Origin of the sequence: Colwellia sp. PAMC 21821 (genome assembly GCF_002077175.1) — a bacterium.
Lineage (GTDB): Bacteria > Pseudomonadota > Gammaproteobacteria > Enterobacterales > Alteromonadaceae > Cognaticolwellia.
The window spans coordinates 1207321-1232843 of the sequence record NZ_CP014943.1 but is presented as its reverse complement, the minus strand read 5'-3'; the positions used below and the strand labels follow the sequence as shown (position 1 = coordinate 1232843).

Genomic DNA, 25523 nt, shown 5'->3' with positions numbered 1-25523 from the left:
GGTAAGGATTGGGTAGTATCCGCAAACAATGTTTGACGATATACGCCGTGCGGCTATTTAATAATAAATAAAGTCATCATTAAAAAAGAAAAAAGCCACTTGTTTGTCAAATGGCTTGGTGAGCTTACGAGACGCTAATTAACCTTTGTTAAAGCGTAATAAATTGATTGATTTTCTCTATGATACCACTCGCATCTAGCCCAAGTTCATGATGGATTTCTGCTTGCGTACCGTGTTTGATAAAGCTGTCTGGTAAACCAATGTTGAGAATTTTTTTCGCGATACCTTGGCTTAAAATATACTCATTTACACCAGAGCCAGCACCACCAGCGATAGCATTATCTTCAATCGTAACAATATAGTCGTGACTGTTACATAATGTTTTGATGAGGTCTTGATCTAACGGTTTAACAAATCGCATATCGACTAACGTGACGTTTAGAGTGTCAGCGGCTATTTTAGCTTGTGCTAGTGTGCTACCAAAATTGAGCACTGCCACGTTAACTGCAGCATCATTATCTTGGTTAATTTCACGAATAACATTAGCTTTACCCAGTGCGATAGTTTCGTTAATGCCTGGTAACTCAGCACCATTGCCACTACCACGAGGGTAACGTACGGCTGCAGGTGTATTTAACTGATAACCGGTATTTAACATGAGTTGGCATTCACGCTCGTCAGACGGCGTCATGATCGTCATATTAGGAATACAGCGCATAAAACTTAAATCAAATGCGCCTTGATGAGTCGCACCATCTGCGCCGACAATACCAGCTCTATCGATGGCAAATAAAACCGGCAAATTTTGAATCGCAACGTCATGAATAAATTGATCATATCCGCGTTGTAAAAAGCTCGAATAAATAGCAACAACGGGTTTTTGTCCACCAATAGCTAGACCTGCTGCAAACGTCACGGCATGTTGCTCTGCGATAGCAACGTCATAATATTGTTTGGGGAAACGTTGGCTAAACTGCACCATACCTGAACCTTCACGCATGGCTGGCGTAATAGCCGCTAGCTTTGGATCTTGTTCAGCAACTTTACATAACCAATCGCCGAATATTGCCGAATAAGTGGGTAAGCTTGGCGCACTTTTAGGTAAGCTAGTTTCTGTGTGATCAAATTTTGGCACCGCATGGTACTTTATCGGATCTTGCTCAGCCTGTTGATAGCCTTTACCTTTTTTAGTCGCAATATGAAGTAATTGTGGTCCTTTAAGATTGCGCATGTTGGTGATGGTATCGACCAAGCCATTAACATCATGGCCATCAATTGGACCAATATAGTTAAAACCCAATTCTTCAAAGAAGGTACTTGGTACGACCATGCCTTTTAAGTGTTCTTCTGCACGGCTGGCTAATTCTTTGATCGGTGGAATATTTTTAAGTATGCGCTTACTACCTTCACGAATACCCGTATATAGGCTTCCTGAAAGCATTTTTGCTAAATGATTATTCAGCGCACCGACATTTTCTGAAATAGACATTTCGTTATCGTTTAAAATAACCAACATATCTTTATTGATGTCACCAGCGTGATTTAATGCTTCAAATGCCATACCTGCAGTCATAGCTCCGTCACCTATGACTGCGACAACCTTGCGATTTTTGGCTTCTTGTTCAGCAGCAACCGCTAAGCCTAAGGCGGCAGAAATTGAGGTGCTTGAGTGGCCAACACTGAGGACGTCGTATTCACTTTCTTCACGCCATGGAAATGGGTGCAAACCGTCTTTTTGTCGAATAGTGTGTAATTGGTCACGTCGACCCGTAAGTATTTTGTGCGGGTATGCTTGGTGTCCAACATCCCAAAGCAGGTGGTCAAATGGTGTGTTATATACGTAATGTAAGGCGACAGTTAATTCAATTGTGCCTAAGCCTGAGGCAAAGTGACCGCTACTTTTACTGACAGAATTTAACAGATAACGTCTTAACTCTTCACTGGTTTTGGTTAATTGCTTTTGATCTAATTTTCGTAAATCATCCGGACAATTGATGTTGGCCAGTAAAGGGTATTTAGCTAGGTTTATAGTCATATTATTCTATTAAATTTATAAATTAATGTTTGCGGCTGACAATGAAAGTCGCAAAGTCGGACAAGCTTTGTGTATTGTAAGGTAAAGTGGCTAAAGCTTGAAGCGCTTGTTGATATAAGTTTTCTGCTTTTTCTTGTGCGCCTTGTAAACCTAGCAATGCAGGGTAAGTACTTTTATTCGCGGCAAGGTCGGAACCTGCTGGTTTGCCAAGCTCTTCTTCTGTTGATGTTATATCAATAATATCATCACGTACTTGGTAGGCTAAGCCCATAAATTTAGCATAAAGTGCTAATTGTTCTTTATCGAATGCTGTTGCGTGATTACTGCACTCTGCAGCCATTTTTACCGAAGCTTCAAGCAAAGCTCCAGTTTTTAGAGAATGTAAGTTTTCTAATTCGGCCAGCGTAATCGCTTTATCGGTTGCAGCTAGATCTAATGCTTGGCCACCACACATACCTTGATAACCCGCGGCATTAACTAAGTAGCGCAATAAATTAATACGTTTGGCAGCAACGGCGTTTGAAAAGTCGTGGTTGGCAATAATGTCAAAAGCTAGCGTTTGTAAGCTATCACCCGCGAGAATTGCTGTCGCTTCATCAAAGGCTTTATGACAGGTTGGTTGGCCGCGGCGCAAATCATCGTCGTCCATCGCAGGTAAGTCGTCATGTAACAGTGAATATGCATGAATACATTCTATAGCGGCTGCAACACCGTCAATGTCGCCTTGCTCAGCATCTAAAGTTGCGCCAGTGATATACGCCAAATAAGGGCGCATGCGCTTGCCGCCAATGAGTAAGCCGTAACGCATGGCATCTAATAACTTCTCATCATTAATGGCTAAACTGTCGATTTTTTTGCCAAGATAATCATTAATGCGAGTTTGTACATCATCAATATATGCAAGTTTAGTCACTGCTGTTTGTCTCGTTGGTATTAAATTTTTCTAACTGGGCTTGGCCGTTTTTTTCTAGCAAAATATTAATTTGCTGTTCGGCACCTTTAAGTTTCTTTTGGTTGTGTTGGCTCAGATGTAGGCCACGTTCAAACAACGCCATTGAGTCTTCAAGATTAAGATCCCCTTGCTCTAAATTTTGCACAATTGTTTCTAATTCAACTAATGATTCTTCAAAGCTTAAATTTTCAATTTTTTTTCTGGCCATGGACTTTTTTTAGCGTGATATGAACTCTAGGCGCAAACTTACCTTAGCTGGGGCGCTGGGTCAATTAATGATGAATTTATGCTGATCTAGATAATATTCCTATTATCTTCTTAAGTTATTGACAATATGGGCGATAATAGAGCTATAACTAAAAATATAAGTATTCGCGTAAGACCTATTCATCAGGTATTATCAGAATAGTAATACCAACTGAACTAAGTAAATGAGCAATTGTAAGTAATAATAAATATTCAAGATTAACGCGTTTGATTAGCAATAGCGGGCTATTGGGATTGAAAGTACATGTTGATTTCAGACTCAACATAAGTACCTGCATCCATGCAGGCAACGCAGATGTTGGCGCTTTAAGTTACTTTAGGATGTTCGATTATTTATTTTAATTGGTATCAGTATATATAAGAAAATTTATCGGAGGCATTTGTGGATTTAGCAACGTTAATAGGCATAGTCGGTGCAATAGGGTTACTGGTTATGGCGATGTTACTCGCTGGTGACATTGGCATGTTTATAGATGCTCAGTCGGTGATCATTGTATTTGGTGGTTCAATTTTTATTGTTTTATCCAATTATAATTTAGGCCAGTTCTTCGGGATCGGGAAAATTATCGGCAAATCCTTCATGTTTAAATTAGAAAAGCCTGAAGAGTTAATTGAAAAATCAGTTGAAATGGCTGATGCAGCCCGCAAAGGTGGATTTTTAGCCTTAGAAGAAGCTGAAATCTCAAATGCATTTATGCAAAAGGGTGTCGACATGTTAGTTGATGGCCATGATGCAGATGTCGTAAGGGCGACCATGCAAAAAGATATCGACCTTACGACCGAACGTCATGAAACCGGCTCAAATATGATGATGGCACTAGCCGATGTCGCACCTGCAATGGGCATGATAGGAACTTTGATTGGCTTGGTTGCTATGTTATCTAATATGGATGACCCAAAAGCGATTGGTCCCGCAATGGCGGTTGCACTTTTAACTACCTTATACGGCGCGTTTTTAGCGAATGTCATTGCGATCCCTATTGCGTCGAAATTAAAGCTACGTTTAGCCGAAGAAAAGATGAATCAAGAATTAGTGCTTGATGCTGTTTTAGGTATTCAAGATGGCCAAAACCCGCGTGTTATTGAAGGTTTATTGAAAAATTACCTTGCTGAAGGTAAGCGAGCCGTTAATACCACCGAAGAGTAGCGGGAGTCACTTATGGCAGATAAATGTAAATGCCCACCCCCAGGGCTACCAGCATGGATGGGAACATTCGCCGACTTAATGTCGCTGTTGATGTGTTTTTTCGTCTTACTTTTATCGTTTTCAGAAATGGACGTTTTAAAGTTCAAACAAATTGCAGGCTCAATGAAGTTTGCTTTTGGTGTGCAAAACAAAATAGAAGTGAAAGATATTCCTAAAGGTACCAGCATTATCGCTCAGGAATTTCGTCCCGGTAAACCTGAACCAACGCCTATTGAAGTTATTCAGCAACAAACGATGGAAATGACCCAACAAATGCTGGAGTTTCAAGCGGGCGATGAAACCGAAGCTGGTGGTCGTCAAGAGCAGCGTGGCGCAGAGCGCGGTGGTCAATCACAAAGTACCGCTGATGAAATGGCAGAACAGGCAATACAACAAGCTAAAGAAGAGCTAGAGCAAGCGTCACAAGAAGAAGTGAATGAGCTAGTGAAGAAAATAGCTGAACAATTAGAAAAACAAATACAAGATGGTGCCATTGAACTAGAGTCATTGGGGCAGCAAGTTATTATTAGAATACGCGAAAATGGTTCATTTCCATCAGGTTCGGCATTTTTACAGCCGCAATTTAAGCCTATTATGCGAGAAATTGGTTTGTTATTAAATACGGTGCCGGGGGAAATAATGATTTCTGGTAATACCGATAATCAAGGTATCAGCTCTGAGCTATTTACCTCTAATTGGGACTTATCAAGTAAACGTGCAGTAGCTATAGCACATGAAATTATTAAAGTACCTGGATTTGATCAATCACGTTTACTTGTTGTTGGCCATGCCGATACACGACCTTTAGTGCCGAATAATAATCGCCTTAATCGCCGTCGTAATCGTCGTGTTGAAATTGCGATTAATCAAGGTAAAGCGAAAGAAACAGAACCAATTTCTATCCGTTAACTATAATTAACCACCTTGCATAGACGCAAGCTTAAGTGAGGAGTACAAATGATGTACTCCTTTTTTTATGGCTGTGCTTAATATATAATGCGCGCCATTCTAGGTGTAGGTGTTATTGTTAATGAAATTTATTGTTAAGTTACAGGCTGAAATTACGATTAAAAGCCGTCCGGTGCGTAAGCGTTTTACTAAGATTTTAGAATCGAGTGTGAAAAATGTTTTACGACGTGTTGATGATCAAGTTACAACGCGCATGAACTGGGACAATATTGAAGTAAATACAGCCAACAATACACCCGAAAACCGTTTGAAATTGATCGAAACGTTAAAGTCAATTCCAGGTATTCCGATGTTTCTTGAAGTGCAACAAACAGATTTTACCGATTTGCACGATATTTATGAAAAAACCTTAGCTGTGCATGCTAAAAACATTGAGAATAAAACCTTTTGTGTGCGAGTAAAACGAACCGGTAAGCACGATTTTAATTCTATAAAAGTGGAACAATATGTTGGAGGAGGCTTAAATCAGCAAGTTGAGTCTGCCCGAGTTAAATTGACCAAACCTGATGTTACGGTTTATCTAGAAATTAAAAATGAAAATTTATTTATAGTGACTGAACGTCATAAAGGTATGGGCGGCTTCCCTATTGCCACACAAGAAGATGTTTTATCGCTTATGTCTGGTGGTTTTGATTCTGGTGTTGCTAGTTACCAAATGATAAAAAAAGGTGCACGTACCCATTATTGCTTTTTTAACTTGGGTGGTGACGCGCACGAAGTTGGTGTTAAGCAGGTTAGCTATTATTTATGGGATAAGTTTGGTGCTTCTCACCGAGTGAAGTTTTTTGCTGTAGATTTTGAACCTGTCGTCGCTGAAATTTTAGAAAACATAGAAAATGGCCTGATGGGCGTTGTGCTTAAACGCATGATGATGCGAGCAGCTGAAAAAATAGCTGCAAAAATGGGTATTCAAGCGCTAGTCACTGGAGAAGCCGTAGGGCAAGTATCTAGTCAAACATTAACTAACTTGAATGTGATTGACCGTGTTACCGAAACCTTGATTCTACGACCATTAGTTGCATACGACAAACAAGATATTATTGATATAGCACGCCAAATTGGGACTGAAGATTTTGCTAAAACTATCCCAGAATACTGTGGTGTTATTTCTAAAAAACCCACAGTAAAAGCGGTATTGTCAAAAGTTGAGGCAGAAGAAGCTAATTTTGATTTTGCAGTGCTCGATAAAGTCATTGCTGAGACTCGTATCTTTGATATTCGTGACATTGGTAAAGAAAGCGAAGCCGAGATTCATGCTGTTGACACCTTGGATAATATTCCTGCCAATGCGGTAGTACTCGACATTCGTAGCCCTGAAGAAGAAGATGATAATCCATTAGACCTAGAAGGGGTAGAAGTGGTGCACTTACCTTTTTACAAGCTAACGACTCAGTTTGGAGACTTAGATAAGTCTAAAGATTACTTACTTTATTGCGACCAAGGTGTAATGAGTAAACTACAGGCGCTGTATTTATTAGGCGCAGGCTTTACCAATGTTAAAGTATATCGCCCTTAAGTCATAGCACGTATTTAAAACTAAAAAGCCCATAACAAGCAATTGTTTATGGGCTTTTTTAATGCTGAAAATTATTGTTATGATTTGTAATACCAAATGTAATAAGTTATTGACCCATTTTAAGCGAGGATAAATTGTTCAAGAATACATGTTTATTGTTCCAGACTAAACATAAGTACCTGCATATATGGACCCACTCCGTTTGCAAGACATTTAATCGTTATGTAAGAGAAAATCATTGCTCTCATATATCCGGCCTGTTTATGAAGGATTTTTACCTTCTGGCCCCGATGGTTGTTTGCGCTCACACTCCTCATCATCCCTCCGGCTTTTTATTAGCCAATGCAGGTACCAGGTTTTGTGCAAGCCAGTCTGACTATCTTACCATCCGATTAATTTATCTTTTGCAACTGAAGTAAAAGGGTTTTACTGTTATCTCATCACTGAAACCAATCTAACTTGCTTCAGTTTTGAGCTTTATTTATATAGCCGGGCGATAACTTTCCCCCTTCGCCATTATTACCCAAGCCATTCTTGCTATTTTATTCGCCACAGCAACGCATGCTTTGTTGTGTCCTCGTCGGGATTTTAACGCTTGTGCCCACAAACTAAATCGGTCAGTTTTGTTTTCACTGTGCCTTAATACTGCCCGGGCCCCGTGGATGTATAGTGTTCTTAAATAACTATTACCGCGTTTACTTATACCGAGTAAGGTGGCCTTTCCACCCGTTGAATGCTGCCCAGGAACAAGCCCAAGCCATGCCGAAAAATGTCGACCATTTACAAAGTCTTTTCCATCTCCTGCAGCTGCATAAGTAGCGCTAGCTGTGATTGCTCCAATACCTAATATTTCATCTAAGCGAACACATATTTCATTTTCTTTATTCATCGTGTTTAAGCGAACTTCACACGCTTTAAACTTCACTTCTGTGACTTGAAATTCAAGCCATAACTCATTAAATATCTCCCGACTTAAATACGTTAACTCATTTGTCGCATCCTCTAAAATATCCGGCAGTTCATTGCGAATTGCAGAAATACCTTTATTGATGACAATGCCATATTCTCCTAACAAGCCTCGTATCTGACTTGCTAATGCTTTACGTTCTTTCTTTATGCGTTCACGTTGTCGATGGAAGTTTTGAATATCTTGTTGTTCTATCGATTTAATTGGCACAAACCTCATGGTCGGGCGTTGCGCTGCCTCTGCAATACCTTCGGCATCGTTATAATCATTTTTATTGCCTTTAACGAAGGGTTTTACATATTGAGGCGCAATAAGTTTTACTTGGTGCCCCAATTCAATAAATTTTCTAGCCCAGTAGTTCGCACTGCCACAAGCTTCCATTACAATTAGGCAAGGCTCTAATGTTGCCATGAAACTCAACACTTGTTTTCTTCTTAATTGTTTCTTTTTTACAAATCGCCCATTTTTATTCACAGCGAACATGTGAAAAATTGATTTTGCAATGTCTAAACCGATTGTAGTAATCTTCATGTTGATCCACTCCGCTTTTATAAATGATTGTTGTCACTTTCATTTTGGCCCTAAAGAGGCCTGAAATAAAGTTGGAGTGGGTCCATACCATTATCCCTGCAGGCAAGGCGTTTGATTGATTAGGGCATGGATGCCCGTAAGTAGAACAATGCAGGAGCAATTGTCGAGTAATAGCGGGCGTGTGTGATTGAAAACAACGCAGTTATTGACGATTTAAACCGCCTTAAAATGATCGATTATTTATTTCAATTGGTATAATACCATTAATCAACTTGGGATAACGCTTTAACTAGCTGCACTAGCTTTTCATTTTTAGGTACAGGGATGCCTGATTTTTTAGCCAAACTGACGATATAGCCATTAATATAGTCAATCTCAGTTTTACGTTGCTGTAACATATCACTGCGCATTGAAGAGCAATTTTTGGCCGTGTTTTTCGCTACCTGCATTATTTTCTCTTGTAACTCATCAAAGTTAAATTTAACATCTTCATAAACTGCAACAGTAATAATCTCTGAAATTAATTCTGTAATTATGGGGGTGAATCTTTCATCAAGTAGCTGTCCGTTATCAATATTCTCAACAGCGGTTAGCGGGTTAATAACACAGTTTATCGCTAATTTAAGCCATTGCTTTGTTTTGATGTCATTGGTAAATGTTAATGTTGGTAACGCTTGTTCAAGTGTAGAAGTGATATTAGCGCGCATTAATGGTGAAATTTTTCCATGTATCGAGCCTAAATCACAGTGGCCTAACCCGGTATGTTGCGCATGAAAAGGGCTATTGATTTTACAACCATGAGTGGTCAGTAGCGTTAAGCAAGATTGCTGGAGATCTGCTAAATTATGGCATGCACCCATACCGTTATGACAAAAAACAATGATGACATGAGCTGATATTTTGCTTTTTAATGCTTCTATAACGGCTTTTACTTGATACGACTTTACGCAAATTAGTATTAATTCTGCATCAGTAAACGCCGCGTTATCAGCGACCGTTAATGCAAGCTCATCGCTTTGCAGGTTTATATCAGTAAAGCCATAATGGCTTGGGATAAATGTTGTTCTTGATGAACAAAATAAGCTGACTGCATTTTTCGAAGACTTTGCCAAATGATGATACCAAAGCAAGCCGATAGCACCTTGACCAATAATAACAATATTCATTTTACTGACTTATTACTAGAACGGTTGCGGTACATCAATATCGACCATCTTATAATGCCAAACAGTGCTATACCGATCAAATCAGAAATAAAGTCACTAACCTGAGCACTTCGAAAGCCTAAGTAATATTGCCCTAATTCCGTTAGTACACCATAAAAAGCAACGGTTAACATAGTATTAAATAATGGTAACTTCAAAATACTGTGCAATACCCAAGTTAAACAAAAAAAGCTAATAATATGGCCAATAGAGTCGATTTCTGTACTGCGAAAAACTATGCGCCTAAAATCGGTAGAGCTAAAGTAAAGGCAGAAAAATAGTAGGATAATAATAGCTAGAATTGATAAATGATAGCGACTTTTCATTGAGGTGTTTTTAGTGTACTTGCCGAAATTAGATGGCATTAATCATATCAGGGCTCAGCAAGTAAAACTATCACTGTTCTTTGTGCTAAATGCTTTGCAACAAGTCAATTATTGAGTCCGAAGCGTTTTTCTCAGCTAAAGCGAGTTATTTGTCATCTTCAGCATTGGTATTAATTTCATATATTGATAATATATGCTCAATTTTTGCTAGATAGAGAGTCACCATGCCTTCAATGGATATTGTTTCCGAAATTAATTTGGAAGAAGTTAGAAACGCAACTGAAAATGCCAACCGTGAGTTGTCGACTCGATTTGACTTTCGAGGTGTAGACGCAAGCTTTGTTTGGAAAACTCCAACCGTTACGATGAAGGGCGATTCAGATTTTCAATTAAAGCAAATGGCTGATGTGCTGCGCAGCCAGTTAGCCAAAAGAAATATTGACGCCAAAGCGTTAACTCTTAGTAGTATTGAGCACACAGGTAAAAACTTTAGCCAGGATGCGACTTTTAAAGAAGGAATAGAGCAACCTGTGGCCAAAAAAGTGGTTAAATTAATAAAAGACAGCAAGTTAAAAGTGCAAGCCTCTATTCAAGGTGAACAAGTGCGTGTTACCGGTAAAAAACGTGACGACTTACAAGCCGTAATGCAGTTACTGAGAGAGACAGAGTTAGAGCAGTCATTTCAGTATAATAATTTTAGAGATTAATTCGACTATTATTTATCATTAATGTCTAATTTAAAAAGAGGCCTTAGCCTCTTTTTTGTTTTTAATGTCATAAATAGCGGTATAGCGAGTGAATATAAGTCGACTGTAATTTAACCAGTAATGAAATGTTTACGATGAAAGCATCGATTAAAGCACTTTCATGATGATTTTTACTAATAAACGCTGTTTTTTTCTTAATACTTTAAGTAAATTAACTTATTCAAATAATAATAATGATGATTATAAATGGCTGCTTCTAGAGGTGCGTTCAGTTCTCGTATAGGTTTTATCATGGCTGCTGCGGGTTCTGCCGTGGGGTTAGGTAATATATGGGGTTTTCCAACACAAACAGCAAGCAATGGCGGTGCCGCTTTTGTGCTGGTTTACTTAGTGCTGGCTTTTTGTTTAGCATATCCCGCTTTTATGGCTGAGTTGCTAATTGGGCGTTATGGCCAGGCCAATGCGGTGACGTCACTACAAAAAATATCTCGAAATATATTCCACAAACGCTTTGCTTTTGTTGTCGGTTTTGGCGGTATTATTTGTGCGGCCTTAATTTTAAGCTTTTATGGTATTTTAGCTGGTTGGATGATGTCGTTCGCGATTGAACCCATCACCACTTTATTGGGCTTTAATGAAGCGTCAAGCTGGCTTACGTCACAATCGATGGAACGTAACTTAGTTTTCACCGCTTTATTTATGATGCTGACTATATCGATTATTCGTCGAGGCGTAGAGCAAGGTATTGAAAAATGGTCTAAGCGCTTAATGCCAATGTTGATAGGCTTGTTAGTGTTGCTCATTATCTATGTCTTCACTTTAGACGGGTCAAAAGAAGGTTTTGAGGCTTATTTAAATCCTGATATCTCTCGGGTATTTGAGCCCGACTTATTGATCAGCGCTTTAGGGCAGGCATTCTTCTCGTTGTCGCTCGGGACAAGTGTCATGGTGATTTATGGTTCTTATATTTCTAAGAAAGAAAATTTAGTTACCTTAGGCGCACAAGTTACCCTTATTGATGTATCAATCGCATTTTTAGCTGGTTTGTTAATCATTCCATCAATGTATGTTGCTCAGGCACAAGGTGTTGCTATTTTCGATGCTGAGGGCGGGCTTATTTCTGGACCTAATCTAGTTTTTGATGTTCTACCTACTTTATTTAATGGTATGGGGTCTATTGGTTTATTTGTTGGCTTTGGCTTCTTTATATTAATGTCTATTGCCGCGCTAACATCGAGTATTTCAATGCTAGAAGGGCCTGTTTCTTTTGTTGTTGAGCGCCACAATATTGCCCGCAAAAAAGCGACGACCTTTATTGGTATAGGTATTTTCATGATAAGCGCATTAATCGTGCTTAATTTTGATGTGCTCTTTGGTTTAGCTATTTCAATTTCTACCGTTTATGGTCAGCCGCTCATTGCTATGTTGTGTTGTGTTTTTGTTGGTTGGATTTGGTTTCGTAACGATATTTTAAATGAACTTAAACAAGGAAATGATATGGTTGAGCATTCCTTGTTTTGGAAAATTTGGCCTTGGTATACTAAGTTTGTTTGCCCGACGGCAATAGCGATTGTGTTCTGGCATTCGCTGTAAAGTTACTGGAAGATAAATAAGTAAAAAGGGAGCTGATTAGCTCCCTTTCTTTTTGATAATTTATACGAACTTAAGTTTTGGGGCTTTATAGCTTAGGCCATTGCTGCTGCCAAGGCGGTGTTAGTTGCTCTATAACCTCAAGGGTTGATGACGTATTGAAAACTGAGCCAGTGCTCGGCGGCAGGCAGTACTGATATTGTTTATTGTTCAAGCTAAAGTTTAACGCAAAAGCGTGTAAATAACCTCGGTCAGCAACTATAGTACTGTTGTAAAGCGGATCACCCAGTATCGGCACACCTATGCTGTTAAGTGCCACTCTTATTTGATGGGTTTTACCCGAATGAGGTTTGATCAAATATAGTCGCTGTTTTGGCGCTATAGTGTAAGATAAAAACTGGCTAATCGCTGGATTTTCTAAAGTACGTAGCAACTTCCACATGCCTCTTCGACTTTTTTCCATATCACCTTTAATTAAGCCTTGTTTTCTTTTCGGCTTACCTTCAGCGATTGCTAGGTAATATTTTTCAACTTGATGTTGTTCGAATAACTGTTGAAAAGCCCTAGCTGTGGCACTATTTTTAGCAACAATGATAAGTCCTGAAGTCATCTTGTCTAAACGATGCACGGGATAAAGTTCAGCTAATGAAAACTGCGCTTTTAGTTGGGCTTTTATTTGTGAAAATAAGCCACAACCAATATTATCTTCGTCATGAAAACTGATGTTTTGAGGTTTATCAAGCACGACAAAGTCAGCTTGATGATCAATAACGGCTAACAGTTGCTTCGTCATTAAAAGTTAAGTCCGATAATGACATAAATGATTAACGTTACTATGCCGCCAACTAAGGCGTACGGTAATTGTGTTTTAACGTGCTCAAAGTGATCGCAGCCACTGGCAATAGACGCAACCACTGTGGTATCTGAAATGGGTGAAGCATGGTCACCAAAGATACCGCCACCGAGTACGGCAGCCACTAAAAACTCGATAGGCAAGCCGCTTTGTTGCGCAATGGGCACGGCGATGGGAATAAGTATCGCAAAGGTGCCCCATGATGTACCCGTGGCAAATGCCATAATGGCAGCCGCAATAAACAAAATAGGCGCCATTAAAAACAACGGCACTTCAACGTTAATTAACTGGCTGACATACATACCAGTACCTAGGGCTTTAATGGCGTCGCCAAAGGCAAATGATAACACCAAAATCGCCACGGCAGGTGACATGTATTTAATACCGGTAATGATAGTTTTAAAGATAGTACTAAGTGACATCAATTTTTGACTCATTATTAGCAGCACTAAAAATACTAAGGCTGTAACCACCGACCAAAATACCGAGAAAGCGCCTGAGCCACGACGTATATCACCGTCACCTGTATACCAGAGTAGAACAAAAGTGCCGATTAAAAGCGTTAGCATAGGCAGCCACATCATATGTGCGGGAGCAACATGTTCTACCGTGTCTTTTTGTTTTTCTTTGACCAATGAGTCAGCATGCTTAAGGGGCCCGAAAACTCTGCCACTAAAAGCGGTGTAATATGCCAGTGCTACAGCAATTATAGCGTAAAAGTTGTATCCGATTGTGCCAATTAAAATACCCACAGGGTCATCAAATGAGTAACCATCTAGTAAGCCTAGAACATAAGCGCCCCAACCATTAACCAAAAATAAAATGCTGATAGGTGCGCAAGTTGAATCAACTAAATAAGCCAATCTAGCGCGGCTAAGGCCATGGTGGTCAAATAACTTTTGACTCGCCATGCCGGCAGTAAACATACTCAAATTAGTATCGGTAAAAATAGAGGTACCTATCACGGTAGGTAAAATACTGGCTTGTCGGCTATTTTTAACCAAGTTTAATGAAGCAAGATGGTTAATAAAGCCGTTTACTGCGCCCGATTGATTCATAAGCGTCACTAATGCGCCAATTAACAAGCTAAAACTGACAATGTAAACGTTACCTATAGAAGAAAATACGCCTGTGATACCAAAGGTTGTGGCGATTAAACCGTTAATAGGGTTGCCATTTTCTGCCATTAAATAACAAAGTATTACGCCACACAAAAGCGCGAAAAGTGCATTTTTTCGCCATATGGCAATGATAATAGCAACAAGTGGGGGAAGTAAGCTAAAAACACTGTCTTGCATAGTAAACCTTTTTTATTATTTTATGTCAGAGGGCTTTGATCTTTTGGCTATAACTTAAAAGCCCCTAACTTTACCGTAAGCTTATGTAATAAGAAACTGAATGCTAGCCGACATCATGATAAAAAACTCAAAAAAAGAAATATACTTTGAATAAGTCAGGTCAATACCTGAGTCGATAAGGATAAATATTGCAATATAAGGTATATTTTATCAGTGTAAGATTGTGAGTTGAAAGTGAGTTATTCAATATTGACAACTCGCTTACTTCCTTTATTGTTAGATCTAACTGATATTTAGATGATAATAAATCACTGTAGCCATTGAAAATTGACATTTCACCCTTAAATAACAGTTACTAGCTGGCGTAACGCATCAGGAATCATTTTGACACTATCATTAAACGAATATATCTCGGCTTTTACCGAAAAAAAGCATCAAACTTCTTTGAGCCAATTTGGTCGAGGTATAGAACGTGAAGCACTTCGAGTGCTGCCACAAGGACGTTTGTCTGAACGCGGGCACAGTGAGCTATTAGGCGCGGCTTTAACACACCCCAACATTACCACTGATTACTCCGAAACACTGATGGAGTTTATTACTCCAGTTAGTCATAAACCGGAAACGGTGATTGCCCAACTAGAAGATGTACAAAAATTTACCTTAAGTCAGCTTGATGGCGAGCTATTGTGGCCGATGAGTATGCCGTGTTTTGTTGATGACGACGATAAAATACCCTTGGCTCAATTCGGTAAATCTAACATTGGTCGAATGAAAACTGTTTATCGCCAGGGCCTTAAAAATCGCTATGGCAGCATGATGCAGGTTATTTCTGGTATACACTTTAATTTTTCATTTCCAAAAAGTTTTTTTCAGTCATTGCAAGAAATTGAGAACAATACTGATGCACTAGATGATTATATTTCTGATAAATATTTTGCTCTACTAAGAAACTATAAGCGCTTTTGTTGGCTTATTCCTTATCTATACGGAAGTTCACCCGCTATTTGTGGTTCGTTTTTAAAAAATAAACCTACTGATTTACCGTTTAAAAAAACCGGCAAAGGCTATCTTTACCTCGAACATGCAACGTCTTTACGTATGAGTGATTTGGGTTATACCAATAGCGAACAGTCATCGTTACAAATTTGTTATAACAATTTATCGGGTTATTTAGATGGGGTTAAAAACGCCATAAATTTACCATCGAAAAAATTTGAAAAAATCGGTATTAAAGTTGATGGTCAATATCAGCAGCTAAACAGTAATGTTTTACAAATAGAGAATGAGTTATACGCGCCAGTTCGACCTAAATGTGTGGCTAAAGCGGGCGAAAAGCCATCTGAAGCTTTAAGAAACAGAGGCGTTGAATATATTGAAGTTAGGGCCCTTGATGTAAACCCTTTCTCCGCCACAGGCATTACGGTCGAGCAAGTTCGATTCTTAGATACCTTTCTTACTTTTTGTATGCTCGAACCTAGCCCAATACTGGATTGTAATTCACAAGAAATCAGTGAAGAAAATATGGATGCTGTCGTTGTACGAGGACGGGATCCGACATTATTGTTACGTGATATCTCAGGGGAAAATCCAGAAAGTAAGTCAGTACCACAATGGGGCGGAGAGATTTTTGCAAAAATGGCTGATATTGCGACGTTATTAGATAAAGCCAACGATAGTCAATTATACAGCCAAGTACTTGCCACAGAAGCAGCCAAAATTAACGATGCTAGTTTAACGCCTTCAGCACAAGTGTTAACGGCAGTAGTTAAGGAAAATAAATCGTTAACTACGTTGGCATTGAATAGAGCTGTTGATTATCGTGAACAGCTTTTAGCAAATAATTATCAAGAGTTTAATGAAGCGTACTTTAAAAAAACAGTAGCTGAATCGTTGCAGAAACAGTCAGCTATCGAAGAAAGTGATACCGTTGACTTCGATACTTTTCTCCAAGAATACTTCTCCTAATTAGAGTTTAGTTTTATCGCTTAAATTACCGCGAATAAAAAGCACCGTTATTAAATAATAAAGGTGCTTTTTTTTGCCTGCAATTTAATCTAAAACACTACCAATATAAAAAACACTACCGGGAAACAACGTTCTATAAACTATGCGTAGCCTAAAATGAAAATGAGTTCCCAAGCACCGGTGGCTTTTAAAGGCCTTTAATAGAAATGTTAAACTGAGTTTGTTTTTCGCTTATAGATTTAAATGAGTAATCGAAGGTCTGCGAGATAAAAGTGAAATATATGATGACTTTAACCTGAAAAGCAGCAAGTATTCTGGCATTATATTAACAACTCAACACTAAGTAACAGCGTTCATGACTTTTTTTAAAACATTAATTACTTCTGCGTTAGCCTGCTTAACCTTATCGAGTTGCGCGACGAGTCCACCCAAAAATCCTGAAAACCTCTGTGAAATATTTCGTGAACACAGAAGTTGGTATTTTGCCGCAAAAGATATGCGCGAACGTTGGGGGGTACCTATTCATGTGCCCATGAGTATGATGTATCAGGAAAGCTCATTTAAAGCGGGTGCATTGCCTCCTAGAGACTATCTGCTAGGGTTTATACCTTGGGGGCGTGTTAGCACTGCTTATGGCTATTCACAGGCAAAAACCATGACCTGGGAAGACTACATCAGAGAAACCGATAACTCTGGTGCCGATCGCGATGACTTTGAAGATGCGATTGACTTTATGGGCTGGTTTATTTTCAAAACTCAAAAAATCAATAAAGTATCGAAGTGGGACGCCTACAACCAGTATTTAAATTATCATGAAGGATGGGGCGGCTTTAAGCGTAAAACCTACAAGAAAAAAGCTTGGTTAAGTAAGGTTGCTCGAAAAGTAGATAATCGCGCTAAACGTTACTCTGGTCAGCTTAAAAGTTGTGAAGAAGAACTTAACCATGGTTGGTTATGGCGCTTATTCTTTGGTGACTAGTGCTTATCGACAGCTTGAGGTTAACCCGTTTTAGTCTCAAGCTGTGTATTTTCAATACCTACCTTCATTAATTTTTCATTTTTTTGTCAGCTTTATCCTCAGTAAAGCCAACAAACTTAAGCTATGATTTATCTCCCTAAATGTAGCCAATTAACAACACGATATTTATAGTTTTACAATATTAATAGCGTTATTTTATGCGCAGTTTTTCACATTTTACATCGTGAGCAGGCTCTCTTTAGCATGGCTAAAAATTTTATTCGTCTAAGACCTAAAAATACACGAAATAAATTTATAGCACTATTATCACGCAATATCTGTTCCTAAATTAGTATTATCTGCCTTTATTATTTGGTCAGCTTTTCAACTGACTTTTCAGAAGTTATGGGTAGCATAGTTCTTGCCAACGTGAATAAAATTTTCATTATTTTTTAGTAATTCAGTCTGTGTAAGGGCTAGGAAATACACAAGCAATATTTTTAAAAAAAAGAGCATTATTTGAAGAAAAATTGATTGCAAAATACAAAGTCTAATTTCAATAGGGCTTGCATTTGTTATCCACAGAAATTGTGGAAACTTGTACTTCAGATCTAATGCTGTGTATAACTTTGTTATTAACTTTAAGTGAGGATTATTCTATCCACAAAATGGTCGGAAGATGGCTTATACCAATTGAAATAAATAATCGATCATTTTAAGGCGGTTTAAATCGTCAATAACTGCGTTGTTTTCAATCACACACGCCCGCTATTACTCGACAATTGCTCCTGCATTGTTCTACTTACGGGCATCCATGCCCTAATCAATCAAACGCCTTGCCTGCAGGGATAATGGTATGGACCCACTCCAACTTTATTTCCGGCCTCTTTAGGGCCAAAATGAAAGTGATAACAATCATTTATAAAAGCGGAGTGGATCAACATGAAGATTACTACAATCGGTTTAGACATTGCAAAATCAATTTTTCACATGTTCGCTGTGAATAAAAATGGGCGATTTGTAAAAAAGAAACAATTAAGAAGAAAACAAGTGTTGAGTTTCATGGCAACATTAGAGCCTTGCCTAATTGTAATGGAAGCTTGTGGCAGTGCGAACTACTGGGCTAGAAAATTTATTGAATTGGGGCACCAAGTAAAACTTATTGCGCCTCAATATGTAAAACCCTTCGTTAAAGGCAATAAAAATGATTATAACGATGCCGAAGGTATTGCAGAGGCAGCGCAACGCCCGACCATGAGGTTTGTGCCAATTAAATCGATAGAACAACAAGATATTCAAAACTTCCATCGACAACGTGAACGCATAAAGAAAGAACGTAAAGCATTAGCAAGTCAGATACGAGGCTTGTTAGGAGAATATGGCATTGTCATCAATAAAGGTATTTCTGCAATTCGCAATGAACTGCCGGATATTTTAGAGGATGCGACAAATGAGTTAACGTATTTAAGTCGGGAGATATTTAATGAGTTATGGCTTGAATTTCAAGTCACAGAAGTGAAGTTTAAAGCGTGTGAAGTTCGCTTAAACACGATGAATAAAGAAAATGAAATATGTGTTCGCTTAGATGAAATATTAGGTATTGGAGCAATCACAGCTAGCGCTACTTATGCAGCTGCAGGAGATGGAAAAGACTTTGTAAATGGTCGACATTTTTCGGCATGGCTTGGGCTTGTTCCTGGGCAGCATTCAACGGGTGGAAAGGCCACCTTACTCGGTATAAGTAAACGCGGTAATAGTTATTTAAGAACACTATACATCCACGGGGCCCGGGCAGTATTAAGGCACAGTGAAAACAAAACTGACCGATTTAGTTTGTGGGCACAAGCGTTAAAATCCCGACGAGGACACAACAAAGCATGCGTTGCTGTGGCGAATAAAATAGCAAGAATGGCTTGGGTAATAATGGCGAAGGGGGAAAGTTATCGCCCGGCTATATAATAAAGCTCAAAACTGAAGCAAGTTAGATTGGTTTCAGTGATGAGATAACAGTAAAACCCTTTTACTTCAGTTGCAAAAGATAAATTAATCGGATGGTAAGATAGTCAGACTGGCTTGCACAAAACCTGGTACCTGCATTGGCTAATAAAAAAGCCGGAGGGATGATGAGGAGTGTGAGCGCAAACAACCATCGGGGCCAGAAGGTAAAAATCCTTCATAAACAGGCCGGATATATGAGAGCAATGATTTTCTCTTACATAACGATTAAATGTCTTGCAAACGGAGTGGGTCCATATATGCAGGTACTTATGTTTAGTCTGGAACAATAAACATGTATTCTTGAACAATTTATCCTCGCTTAAAATTGGTCAATAACTTAATACATTTGGTATTAAATGTCATTTAAGTAAATTTTCATGTTCAGTCATCATTTAAATTTTAGAGAAATAACTTTATGGTAGGTCATTGGTACCCGTTGCCCTAACTATCAGTCTCATTAACTATCAGAGCTTTTCAACTGATTAAAGCAGTCGACACTACTTTCACATTGAATGGTTATCGCAGGTTGAATGCAGCTTATTGGACATTGCAGGAGGTATTAATTTGATCAATTAGTTATCGATTAGTTATCAACTAATGATTCACTGATGTACCTTATGTTTGAAGGTTTCTATGCCTGAAAAGCAGGCCAGTTGAAGACTCAGTTGCGACTATTACCGAAGCTATAATGCAAAAGGCACAGTTAATATATTATTAACTGTGCCTTTCTCATAATTAATCTCTAACCGTTACATTACTATGTTTTTATACCATCATAAAAATCGGGTAATATTCTAACCGTTTTGATCATGTTGTCTTTTACTTCGATAATTTCGAGCGGATAACCGGATATTCTTACGCTTAAGTTCGCCTCTGGAATATCTTCAAGGTACTCCAAAATTAAGCCATTAATCGTTTTAGGGCCATCAGTTGGAAAGCTCCAGGTCATTTCTTTATTCACGTCACGTACAGTTGCACTGCCATCCACTAAATAGCTTCCGTCAGGTTGAATGTTGACTTCATCACTGGTTGTTGGTGTCATTGTGGTGGTGAAGTCACCGACAATTTCTTCCAGAATATCTTCTAATGTTACTAAGCCTTGAATATCACCGTATTCATCAACTACTAATCCTAAGCGCTCTTTAGCGTGTTGAAACTTGAGTAACTGCACATTGAGAGGAGTGCCCTCAGGAATAAAGTATATCTCCCGAACAGCACGTAACAAAGTTGCTTTGGTAAATTGTTCTTTCGACACTAATCTTAAAGCATCACGCACATGTACATAGCCGACAACGTCGTCGATATTGTCACGATATAATAAAACCCGAGTATGGTTCGATTGCGTAAGTTGTTTTTGGATGCGCTTCCATTCGTTGTTAATATCAATGCCCACAAGCTCATTACGAGGGATCATAATATCTTCAACAGTGACATTTTCTAAATCGAGTATACCCACTAGCATATCTTGATCTTGAGATTTCAATAAAGCACCAGACTCGTTTACCACGGTGCGTAACTCTTCAGAGCTTAAACTGTGTTGCTCTCTTTGTTCTGAGCTAATGCCTAACATGGCTAATATGCCATTGGTGATCCAATTTACCGCTATAACGAAAGGGTATAAAAGCTTTAATAATAAAGTGAGGATTAATGAACTCGGGAAAGCGACTTTTTCTGGATACAGAGCCGCCAAGGTTTTTGGCGTTATTTCAGCAAAAATTAAGATAACTAACGTTAACAACAAACCTGAATAAAATACACCTGCGTCGCCATAGAGTCTTTGCGCTATTATGCCAGTAATCAGCGTCGCAAAAATATTGACTAAGTTATTACCAATCAGGATCAAGCCGATTAATTTATCTGGTTTTGCCAGTAATTTACTGACCCGTTTGGCGCCACGATGGTTCTGCTTTTCTAAGTGCTTTAACCGATATCGGTTGATTGACATCATGCCAGTTTCAGAGCCAGAGAAATAAGCTGATATGAATATGAGAATGCCAAGCACGACAAACAGCATATCGGTAGAGATGTTATCCAAAAAAGGGATCCTATATATTAATTGCGAGTGGTATTACAGCGCCAAGTAGGAAAAGTAATACAAAGTTAACTTATACGCTAAAATTTATAATAAGAGAAATTCTTTCACAAATCGACTACCAAAATAAGCCAAAGTAAGTATAAATGTCGCGATTACTGTTAATGTCAGCACCCGTTGGCCACGCCAACCTTGTTTAAAATGTCCCCATAGCGTAACGAAATAAATTGCGCAGGCAATTAAAGATAAAATTGTTTTATGAGCATTTTCTTTTGAGATCATACCATCAAGAAACAAAAAACCTAACACTTGGCTAAGCAATAAACAGACACTACCAAATAACAGAATAATAAATAGCTGCTGTTCCACTTGCATTAAAGGCGGCAAGTGATGAACCGCCTGGAAGTTTTTGCTCTTTAATTTGGTATTAATATAGGCTACTTGGAAGGCATATAGCGTAGCAATAACGAGAACACAATAGGCGATTATGGCAAATGTAATATGGCTTAACATCGCAATTTTATCTGAAACAATTTCCATATTACCGACGGGGGCAATAAAAATCATAGCGAGTTGCCAAAGGCCAGCAAAACCGTAGATCCCTGGTAATAATAAATTAACTTTAAAGCGCAAAGCGACCGCAGAAATAACTAAAGTAATAATTAGACTGACTAACGACACTACATTAGGAAGCGAAAAGTTAAGATGATTATGCGTATTTAAAAATTGTGAACTGCTTAAAACATGAAAAATTATCGCCAAGCAGGCAAAAATTAAAGTAATAATTAAATTCGGCCCTTTAGGGTGAAACAAGCGAGATAAAATTGATATTGTCGCCACGCTATAACACACAAAGGCAGTAAATGAAGTGATACTTGAAAATTCCACAAAGAGCTCCGAAAAAATTAAAAACTGTTCATAAGCTAGCTAATGATGCGATTCTAGCAGAATAGCCATCATACTCCATAACTATTGCTTATTTTATATCAACAGTTTACGTGTAGGTTTAAGGCCTAAAAATTATAGAATATAAGTATCTGTCAACCTAAAGCCAAGTTGGCATCTTTACGGCAGTTTATCATAATATTTTACCTTCTTATTGAACTGTATTCCTGCTTTGTGTTTTCTTTATTAAGGTATGCCATTAGCTTAAAAGCATAACTTCTACTTTCGCTAATTATTTGTACGGGTATAATAGAGCTAATTTTTTGCGCAAAGTTAATATTTGAGTCATTTATGTTTGAGAATCTTTCCGATCGTTTAACAAAAACACTAAAAAATATCAGTGGCCGTGGTCGCTTAACTGAAGACAATATAAAAGATACTTTACGTGAAGTACGGATGGCCTTATTAGAAGCCGACGTTGCTTTGCCCGTTATTCGTGAATTTATCGCTAAAGTTAAAGAAAGTGCGGTTGGACAAGATGTTTCGAAAAGCTTAACGCCAGGTCAGGTTTTTGTAAAAATCGTTCGTACAGAACTTGAAGTGGCAATGGGTGAAGTTAATGAAGCCCTTAACCTAAAAACAGCACCGCCAGCGGTTGTGCTAATGGCCGGTTTACAAGGTGCGGGTAAAACCACCTCTGTTGCTAAGCTAGCGAAATTTTTAACTGAGCGTGAAAAGAAGAAAGTTTTAGTGGTGAGTGCCGATGTTTATCGACCTGCTGCGATAAAACAACTGGAAATGTTGGCGACAGAAATTAACGTTGGTTTCTTCCCAAGTGACATTAAACAAAAACCTATCGATATTGCTAATGCTGCAATTGACCACGCGAAGAAAAACTTTTTTGATGTAGTGATTGTTGATACTGCCGGTCGTTTGCATATCGACGGTGAAATGATGGCTGAAATCCAACAGCTTCATGCTGCCATTAATCCGATTGAAACTTTGTTCACCGTTGACGCTATGACAGGTCAAGATGCTGCGAATACGGCAAAAGCATTTAATGATGCTTTACCACTAACCGGTATTATCTTAACTAAAACCGATGGTGATGCTCGCGGTGGTGCGGCGTTGTCTATTCGCCATATTACCGGCAAGCCAATCAAGTTTATGGGTGTTGGTGAGAAAATTGAAGCGTTAGAGCCTTTTCATCCAGACAGAATCGCCTCTCGTATATTAGGCATGGGTGATGTACTTTCTTTAATTGAAGAAGTAGAGCAAAAGGTTGACCGCAAACAAGCCGAAAGACTAGCGAAAAAAGTAAAAAGTGGTAAAGGTTTTGATTTAGAAGATTTTCGTGATCAACTTGTACAAATGAAAAGTATGGGTGGCATGATGGGTCTAATGGATAAATTGCCTGGTATGGGTAATATGTCGGAGCAAGTTAAAGGCCAAATGGATGATAAAGTCACTATCCGTATGGAAGCTATGATTAACTCCATGACAAAAGCTGAACGACAACGCCCTGATATTATTAAAGGCTCACGCAAGCGTCGTATTGCTGCAGGTTCTGGTACACAAATACAAGATGTAAATAAGCTGCTAAAACAATTTACTCAAATGCAAAAAATGATGAAAAAAATGTCAGGTAAAGGCGGCATGCAAAAAATGATGCGCTCAATGAAGGGCATGATGCCTCCCGGTGGTGGCATGGGCGGCGGTCCGTTTGGTCGTTAATTTTTCTGTCTAAGGCATTTTTTAGCACTAAAAAAGGTAGCGTCTAGCTACCTTTTTTGTATTCTGAACCGTGAGGAAAGTTAAGTTAAATCAACGGAGGGAATCGAATTGTATCGGTAATACATATTCCCATAATTGTGTTATACCAATTGAAATAAATAATCGATCATTTTAAGGCGGTTTAAATCGTCAATAACTGCGTTGTTTTCAATCCTAATAGCCCGCTATTACTCGACAATTGCTCCTGCATTGTTCTACTTACGGGCATCCATGCCCTAATCAATCAAACGCCTTGCCTGCAGGGATGCAGGTACTTATGTTTAGTCTGGAACAATAAACATGTATTCTTGAACAATTTATCCTCGCTTAAAGTTGGTCAATAACTTATTACATTTGGTATTATTAAGCGCTTTTATTTTTGAAGCCTAAGTACGCTTTAAGTGAATTTATATTCTTCTTGTTAAGTATTCTTTCACCTAGCGCGGTAAGCATTGAGCCCAAAACAACAAACCCTGCACCTATATAAGCCAAAGTATTTAAATGTTGTGCTTGAAATGTTTGTGGCCAAATTTGTTCTGCTATAGTGGCAAAAATCACGGTTAATAATGGTGTTATAGCCAGCGTTGCGCTTACTTTAGCCGTTGATAAATACTCTAATGACTTAGCAAAAGTACCGTAGGCAATTAGCGTATTCGCACAGCAAAAAAACAATAACAGTAAAGCGGTATCATCTAATGTTGTTATTTGTTGTGGGCTTGCTAGCGGTAAAAAAAACAGTGCGCTTAGTAGGTATATACACCACATTACTTGGTTAGAGCTGTAATAACGTAACATTTGCTTTTGAATGATGGCATAGGCCGCCCATGTGACTGCTGCACCAAACATAATAATAAAACCAATTAAAAATGCATGGTTATCAATCCCACTATTTTTAATGAACTGTTGATTGAAAAATAATATTAAACCTAAAATAAGCACAAATGAACCGACCATTTGGCCACGACTAAAGTGCTCTTTCATTAAAATTACACTACCCAATAACATGAAGAAAGGCGCCATTTGAATGAGCATTTGTGCTGTTTCTGCCGGTATGTAATGTAAAGCAACTAAGTAAAGTATGTAATTTAGGCTTAAAAGTATGGCAGCAAAAAAGAGTTGCTTCATTATACTGGAACTTTGTAACACTGAGCTGGGTATCTTTCTTTTGGTAGACAGTAATAAAGTAACGAAAAATGCCGCGAAGACAAAGCGATACCAAGTAATGGTATAAGCGTCCATTAATACTAAAACAGATTTCAACGCCAAAGGCAGTATTCCCCACATAATTGCCGTGGTCATTGCCAGTATTAATCCTTTTACACTATTATTTGCGACTTGAGTCATTTTTTATCCAGCCAGAGTGGGCTAATTTGTAGCGCAGCTGTTATGGCGCTTAGTTTTGCAGGCGTTGATTATACCCATTATATTAATATTAGCAGTAACTAATTTACGAAATAATTAATCTAACACTAGCTTTAGGTTGCTTTATCAGCAGGAAAGCGTAAAATAC

At 38.6% G+C, this 25523-nt stretch carries 20 protein-coding genes; 9 read left to right on the top strand and 11 right to left on the bottom strand.

Features of this window, described 5'->3' with window-relative positions; translation table 11 throughout:
- Positions 1 to 148: 148 nt before the first annotated feature.
- The 3 genes from dxs to xseB are packed head-to-tail and all read right to left on the bottom strand — an operon-like array spanning position 149 to position 3195.
- Entirely contained in the window at positions 149 to 2035 is a 1887-nt protein-coding gene (gene dxs / locus A3Q33_RS05160; RefSeq protein ID WP_081179018.1) for a 1-deoxy-D-xylulose-5-phosphate synthase, read from the bottom strand.
- 22 nt (positions 2036 to 2057) lie between these two features.
- On the bottom strand, positions 2058 to 2948 hold the full coding sequence (gene ispA, locus A3Q33_RS05155) for a (2E,6E)-farnesyl diphosphate synthase (RefSeq protein ID WP_155866707.1): 891 nt from the start codon (positions 2946 to 2948) through the stop codon (positions 2058 to 2060).
- Entirely contained in the window at positions 2941 to 3195 is a 255-nt protein-coding gene (gene xseB / locus A3Q33_RS05150) for an exodeoxyribonuclease VII small subunit (protein WP_081179017.1), read from the bottom strand. The genes ispA and xseB overlap by 8 nt, the downstream gene beginning before the upstream one ends.
- Before the next feature lie 441 nt (positions 3196 to 3636).
- Between xseB and pomA the strand changes: the two genes are divergently transcribed.
- The 3 genes from pomA (at position 3637) to thiI (ending at position 6925) form a co-directional block, all read left to right on the top strand.
- Entirely contained in the window at positions 3637 to 4401 is a 765-nt protein-coding gene (gene pomA, locus A3Q33_RS05145) for a flagellar motor protein PomA (RefSeq protein ID WP_081179016.1), read from the top strand.
- A 12-nt stretch (positions 4402 to 4413) separates the two neighbouring features.
- Positions 4414 to 5349 carry a flagellar motor protein MotB gene (locus A3Q33_RS05140; RefSeq protein ID WP_081148503.1) on the top strand — a complete coding sequence of 312 codons (936 nt, stop codon included), beginning with the start codon at positions 4414 to 4416 and terminating at the stop codon, positions 5347 to 5349.
- A 121-nt stretch (positions 5350 to 5470) separates the two neighbouring features.
- A complete protein-coding gene (gene thiI, locus A3Q33_RS05135) occupies positions 5471 to 6925 on the top strand; it encodes a tRNA uracil 4-sulfurtransferase ThiI (protein ID WP_081179015.1) in 1455 nt (484 codons plus the stop codon).
- A gap of 481 nt (positions 6926 to 7406) precedes the next feature.
- Here the strand turns inward: thiI and A3Q33_RS05130 are convergent, their stop codons facing one another.
- The 3 genes from A3Q33_RS05130 to A3Q33_RS05120 all read right to left on the bottom strand — a co-directional run bounded on the left by A3Q33_RS05130 (position 7407) and on the right by A3Q33_RS05120 (position 9993).
- A complete protein-coding gene (locus tag A3Q33_RS05130; protein ID WP_081178157.1) occupies positions 7407 to 8423 on the bottom strand; it encodes an IS110 family RNA-guided transposase in 1017 nt (338 codons plus the stop codon).
- Between the two features lie 263 nt (positions 8424 to 8686).
- Positions 8687 to 9589, bottom strand: a complete 903-nt coding sequence (locus A3Q33_RS05125) for a ketopantoate reductase family protein (RefSeq protein ID WP_081179014.1) — start codon at positions 9587 to 9589, stop codon at positions 8687 to 8689.
- Positions 9586 to 9993 (bottom strand): VanZ family protein, encoded by a 408-nt coding sequence (locus tag A3Q33_RS05120; protein ID WP_155866706.1) that lies wholly within the window; start codon positions 9991 to 9993, stop codon positions 9586 to 9588. The genes A3Q33_RS05125 and A3Q33_RS05120 overlap by 4 nt, the downstream gene beginning before the upstream one ends.
- Before the next feature lie 185 nt (positions 9994 to 10178).
- Between A3Q33_RS05120 and A3Q33_RS05115 the strand changes: the two genes are divergently transcribed.
- Both A3Q33_RS05115 and A3Q33_RS05110 read left to right on the top strand, forming a co-directional pair.
- On the top strand, positions 10179 to 10661 hold the full coding sequence (locus tag A3Q33_RS05115) for a YajQ family cyclic di-GMP-binding protein (protein ID WP_081179012.1): 483 nt from the start codon (positions 10179 to 10181) through the stop codon (positions 10659 to 10661).
- A 246-nt stretch (positions 10662 to 10907) separates the two neighbouring features.
- Entirely contained in the window at positions 10908 to 12254 is a 1347-nt protein-coding gene (locus A3Q33_RS05110; RefSeq protein ID WP_081179011.1) for a sodium-dependent transporter, read from the top strand.
- 85 nt (positions 12255 to 12339) lie between these two features.
- On the opposite strand, the gene A3Q33_RS05105 is transcribed toward A3Q33_RS05110, so the two are convergent.
- Positions 12340 to 13044 carry a TIGR01621 family pseudouridine synthase gene (locus tag A3Q33_RS05105; RefSeq protein WP_081179010.1) on the bottom strand — a complete coding sequence of 235 codons (705 nt, stop codon included), beginning with the start codon at positions 13042 to 13044 and terminating at the stop codon, positions 12340 to 12342.
- The gene (locus A3Q33_RS05100) at positions 13044 to 14402 is read right to left on the bottom strand and encodes a Na+/H+ antiporter NhaC family protein (RefSeq protein WP_081179009.1); all 1359 of its coding nucleotides are present in this window, start codon (positions 14400 to 14402) and stop codon (positions 13044 to 13046) included. The genes A3Q33_RS05105 and A3Q33_RS05100 overlap by 1 nt, the downstream gene beginning before the upstream one ends.
- A 384-nt stretch (positions 14403 to 14786) precedes the next feature.
- On the opposite strand from A3Q33_RS05100, the gene gshA reads away from it, so the two are divergent.
- From gshA to A3Q33_RS05085, 3 genes are all read left to right on the top strand, one after another.
- Positions 14787 to 16367, top strand: a complete 1581-nt coding sequence (gshA, locus tag A3Q33_RS05095; protein WP_155866705.1) for a glutamate--cysteine ligase — start codon at positions 14787 to 14789, stop codon at positions 16365 to 16367.
- Between the two features lie 355 nt (positions 16368 to 16722).
- Positions 16723 to 17346, top strand: coding sequence for a transglycosylase SLT domain-containing protein (locus A3Q33_RS05090; RefSeq protein WP_081179007.1), 624 nt, complete (start codon positions 16723 to 16725; stop codon positions 17344 to 17346).
- A 921-nt stretch (positions 17347 to 18267) separates the two neighbouring features.
- Positions 18268 to 19284, top strand: coding sequence for an IS110 family RNA-guided transposase (locus A3Q33_RS05085; protein WP_081178157.1), 1017 nt, complete (start codon positions 18268 to 18270; stop codon positions 19282 to 19284).
- A gap of 796 nt (positions 19285 to 20080) precedes the next feature.
- Here A3Q33_RS05085 and A3Q33_RS05075 read toward each other — a convergent pair.
- Positions 20081 to 21358 (bottom strand): HlyC/CorC family transporter, encoded by a 1278-nt coding sequence (locus A3Q33_RS05075; protein WP_081179006.1) that lies wholly within the window; start codon positions 21356 to 21358, stop codon positions 20081 to 20083.
- Between the two features lie 84 nt (positions 21359 to 21442).
- On the bottom strand, positions 21443 to 22243 hold the full coding sequence (locus A3Q33_RS05070; protein ID WP_081179005.1) for a cytochrome C assembly family protein: 801 nt from the start codon (positions 22241 to 22243) through the stop codon (positions 21443 to 21445).
- A 348-nt stretch (positions 22244 to 22591) separates the two neighbouring features.
- Here A3Q33_RS05070 and ffh point away from each other — a divergent pair, with 348 nt between their 5' ends.
- Complete coding sequence (gene ffh, locus A3Q33_RS05065) at positions 22592 to 23974, top strand: signal recognition particle protein (protein ID WP_081179004.1); 1383 nt, start codon at positions 22592 to 22594, stop codon at positions 23972 to 23974.
- 402 nt (positions 23975 to 24376) lie between these two features.
- Here the strand turns inward: ffh and A3Q33_RS05060 are convergent, their stop codons facing one another.
- Positions 24377 to 25357 carry a DMT family transporter gene (locus A3Q33_RS05060; protein WP_081179003.1) on the bottom strand — a complete coding sequence of 327 codons (981 nt, stop codon included), beginning with the start codon at positions 25355 to 25357 and terminating at the stop codon, positions 24377 to 24379.
- Positions 25358 to 25523: the final 166 nt, after the last annotated feature.

Bases quoted from the DNA above. Each gene is read 5' to 3' on its own strand.
- dxs (WP_081179018.1), bottom strand. From the start codon at position 2,035: ATGACTATAAACCTAGCTAAATACCCTTTACTGGCCAACATCAATTGT.
- A3Q33_RS05060 (WP_081179003.1), bottom strand. From the start codon at position 25,357: ATGACTCAAGTCGCAAATAATAGTGTAAAAGGATTAATACTGGCAATG.
- A3Q33_RS05105 (WP_081179010.1), bottom strand. From the start codon at position 13,044: ATGACGAAGCAACTGTTAGCCGTTATTGATCATCAAGCTGACTTTGTC.
- xseB (WP_081179017.1), bottom strand. From the start codon at position 3,195: ATGGCCAGAAAAAAAATTGAAAATTTAAGCTTTGAAGAATCATTAGTT.
- A3Q33_RS05115 (WP_081179012.1), top strand. From the start codon at position 10,179: ATGCCTTCAATGGATATTGTTTCCGAAATTAATTTGGAAGAAGTTAGA.
- A3Q33_RS05125 (WP_081179014.1), bottom strand. From the start codon at position 9,589: ATGAATATTGTTATTATTGGTCAAGGTGCTATCGGCTTGCTTTGGTAT.
- A3Q33_RS05110 (WP_081179011.1), top strand. From the start codon at position 10,908: ATGGCTGCTTCTAGAGGTGCGTTCAGTTCTCGTATAGGTTTTATCATG.
- thiI (WP_081179015.1), top strand. From the start codon at position 5,471: ATGAAATTTATTGTTAAGTTACAGGCTGAAATTACGATTAAAAGCCGT.
- ffh (WP_081179004.1), top strand. From the start codon at position 22,592: ATGTTTGAGAATCTTTCCGATCGTTTAACAAAAACACTAAAAAATATC.
- A3Q33_RS05085 (WP_081178157.1), top strand. From the start codon at position 18,268: ATGAAGATTACTACAATCGGTTTAGACATTGCAAAATCAATTTTTCAC.
- A3Q33_RS05100 (WP_081179009.1), bottom strand. From the start codon at position 14,402: ATGCAAGACAGTGTTTTTAGCTTACTTCCCCCACTTGTTGCTATTATC.
- A3Q33_RS05120 (WP_155866706.1), bottom strand. From the start codon at position 9,993: ATGCCATCTAATTTCGGCAAGTACACTAAAAACACCTCAATGAAAAGT.
- A3Q33_RS05130 (WP_081178157.1), bottom strand. From the start codon at position 8,423: ATGAAGATTACTACAATCGGTTTAGACATTGCAAAATCAATTTTTCAC.
- A3Q33_RS05090 (WP_081179007.1), top strand. From the start codon at position 16,723: ATGACTTTTTTTAAAACATTAATTACTTCTGCGTTAGCCTGCTTAACC.
- A3Q33_RS05140 (WP_081148503.1), top strand. From the start codon at position 4,414: ATGGCAGATAAATGTAAATGCCCACCCCCAGGGCTACCAGCATGGATG.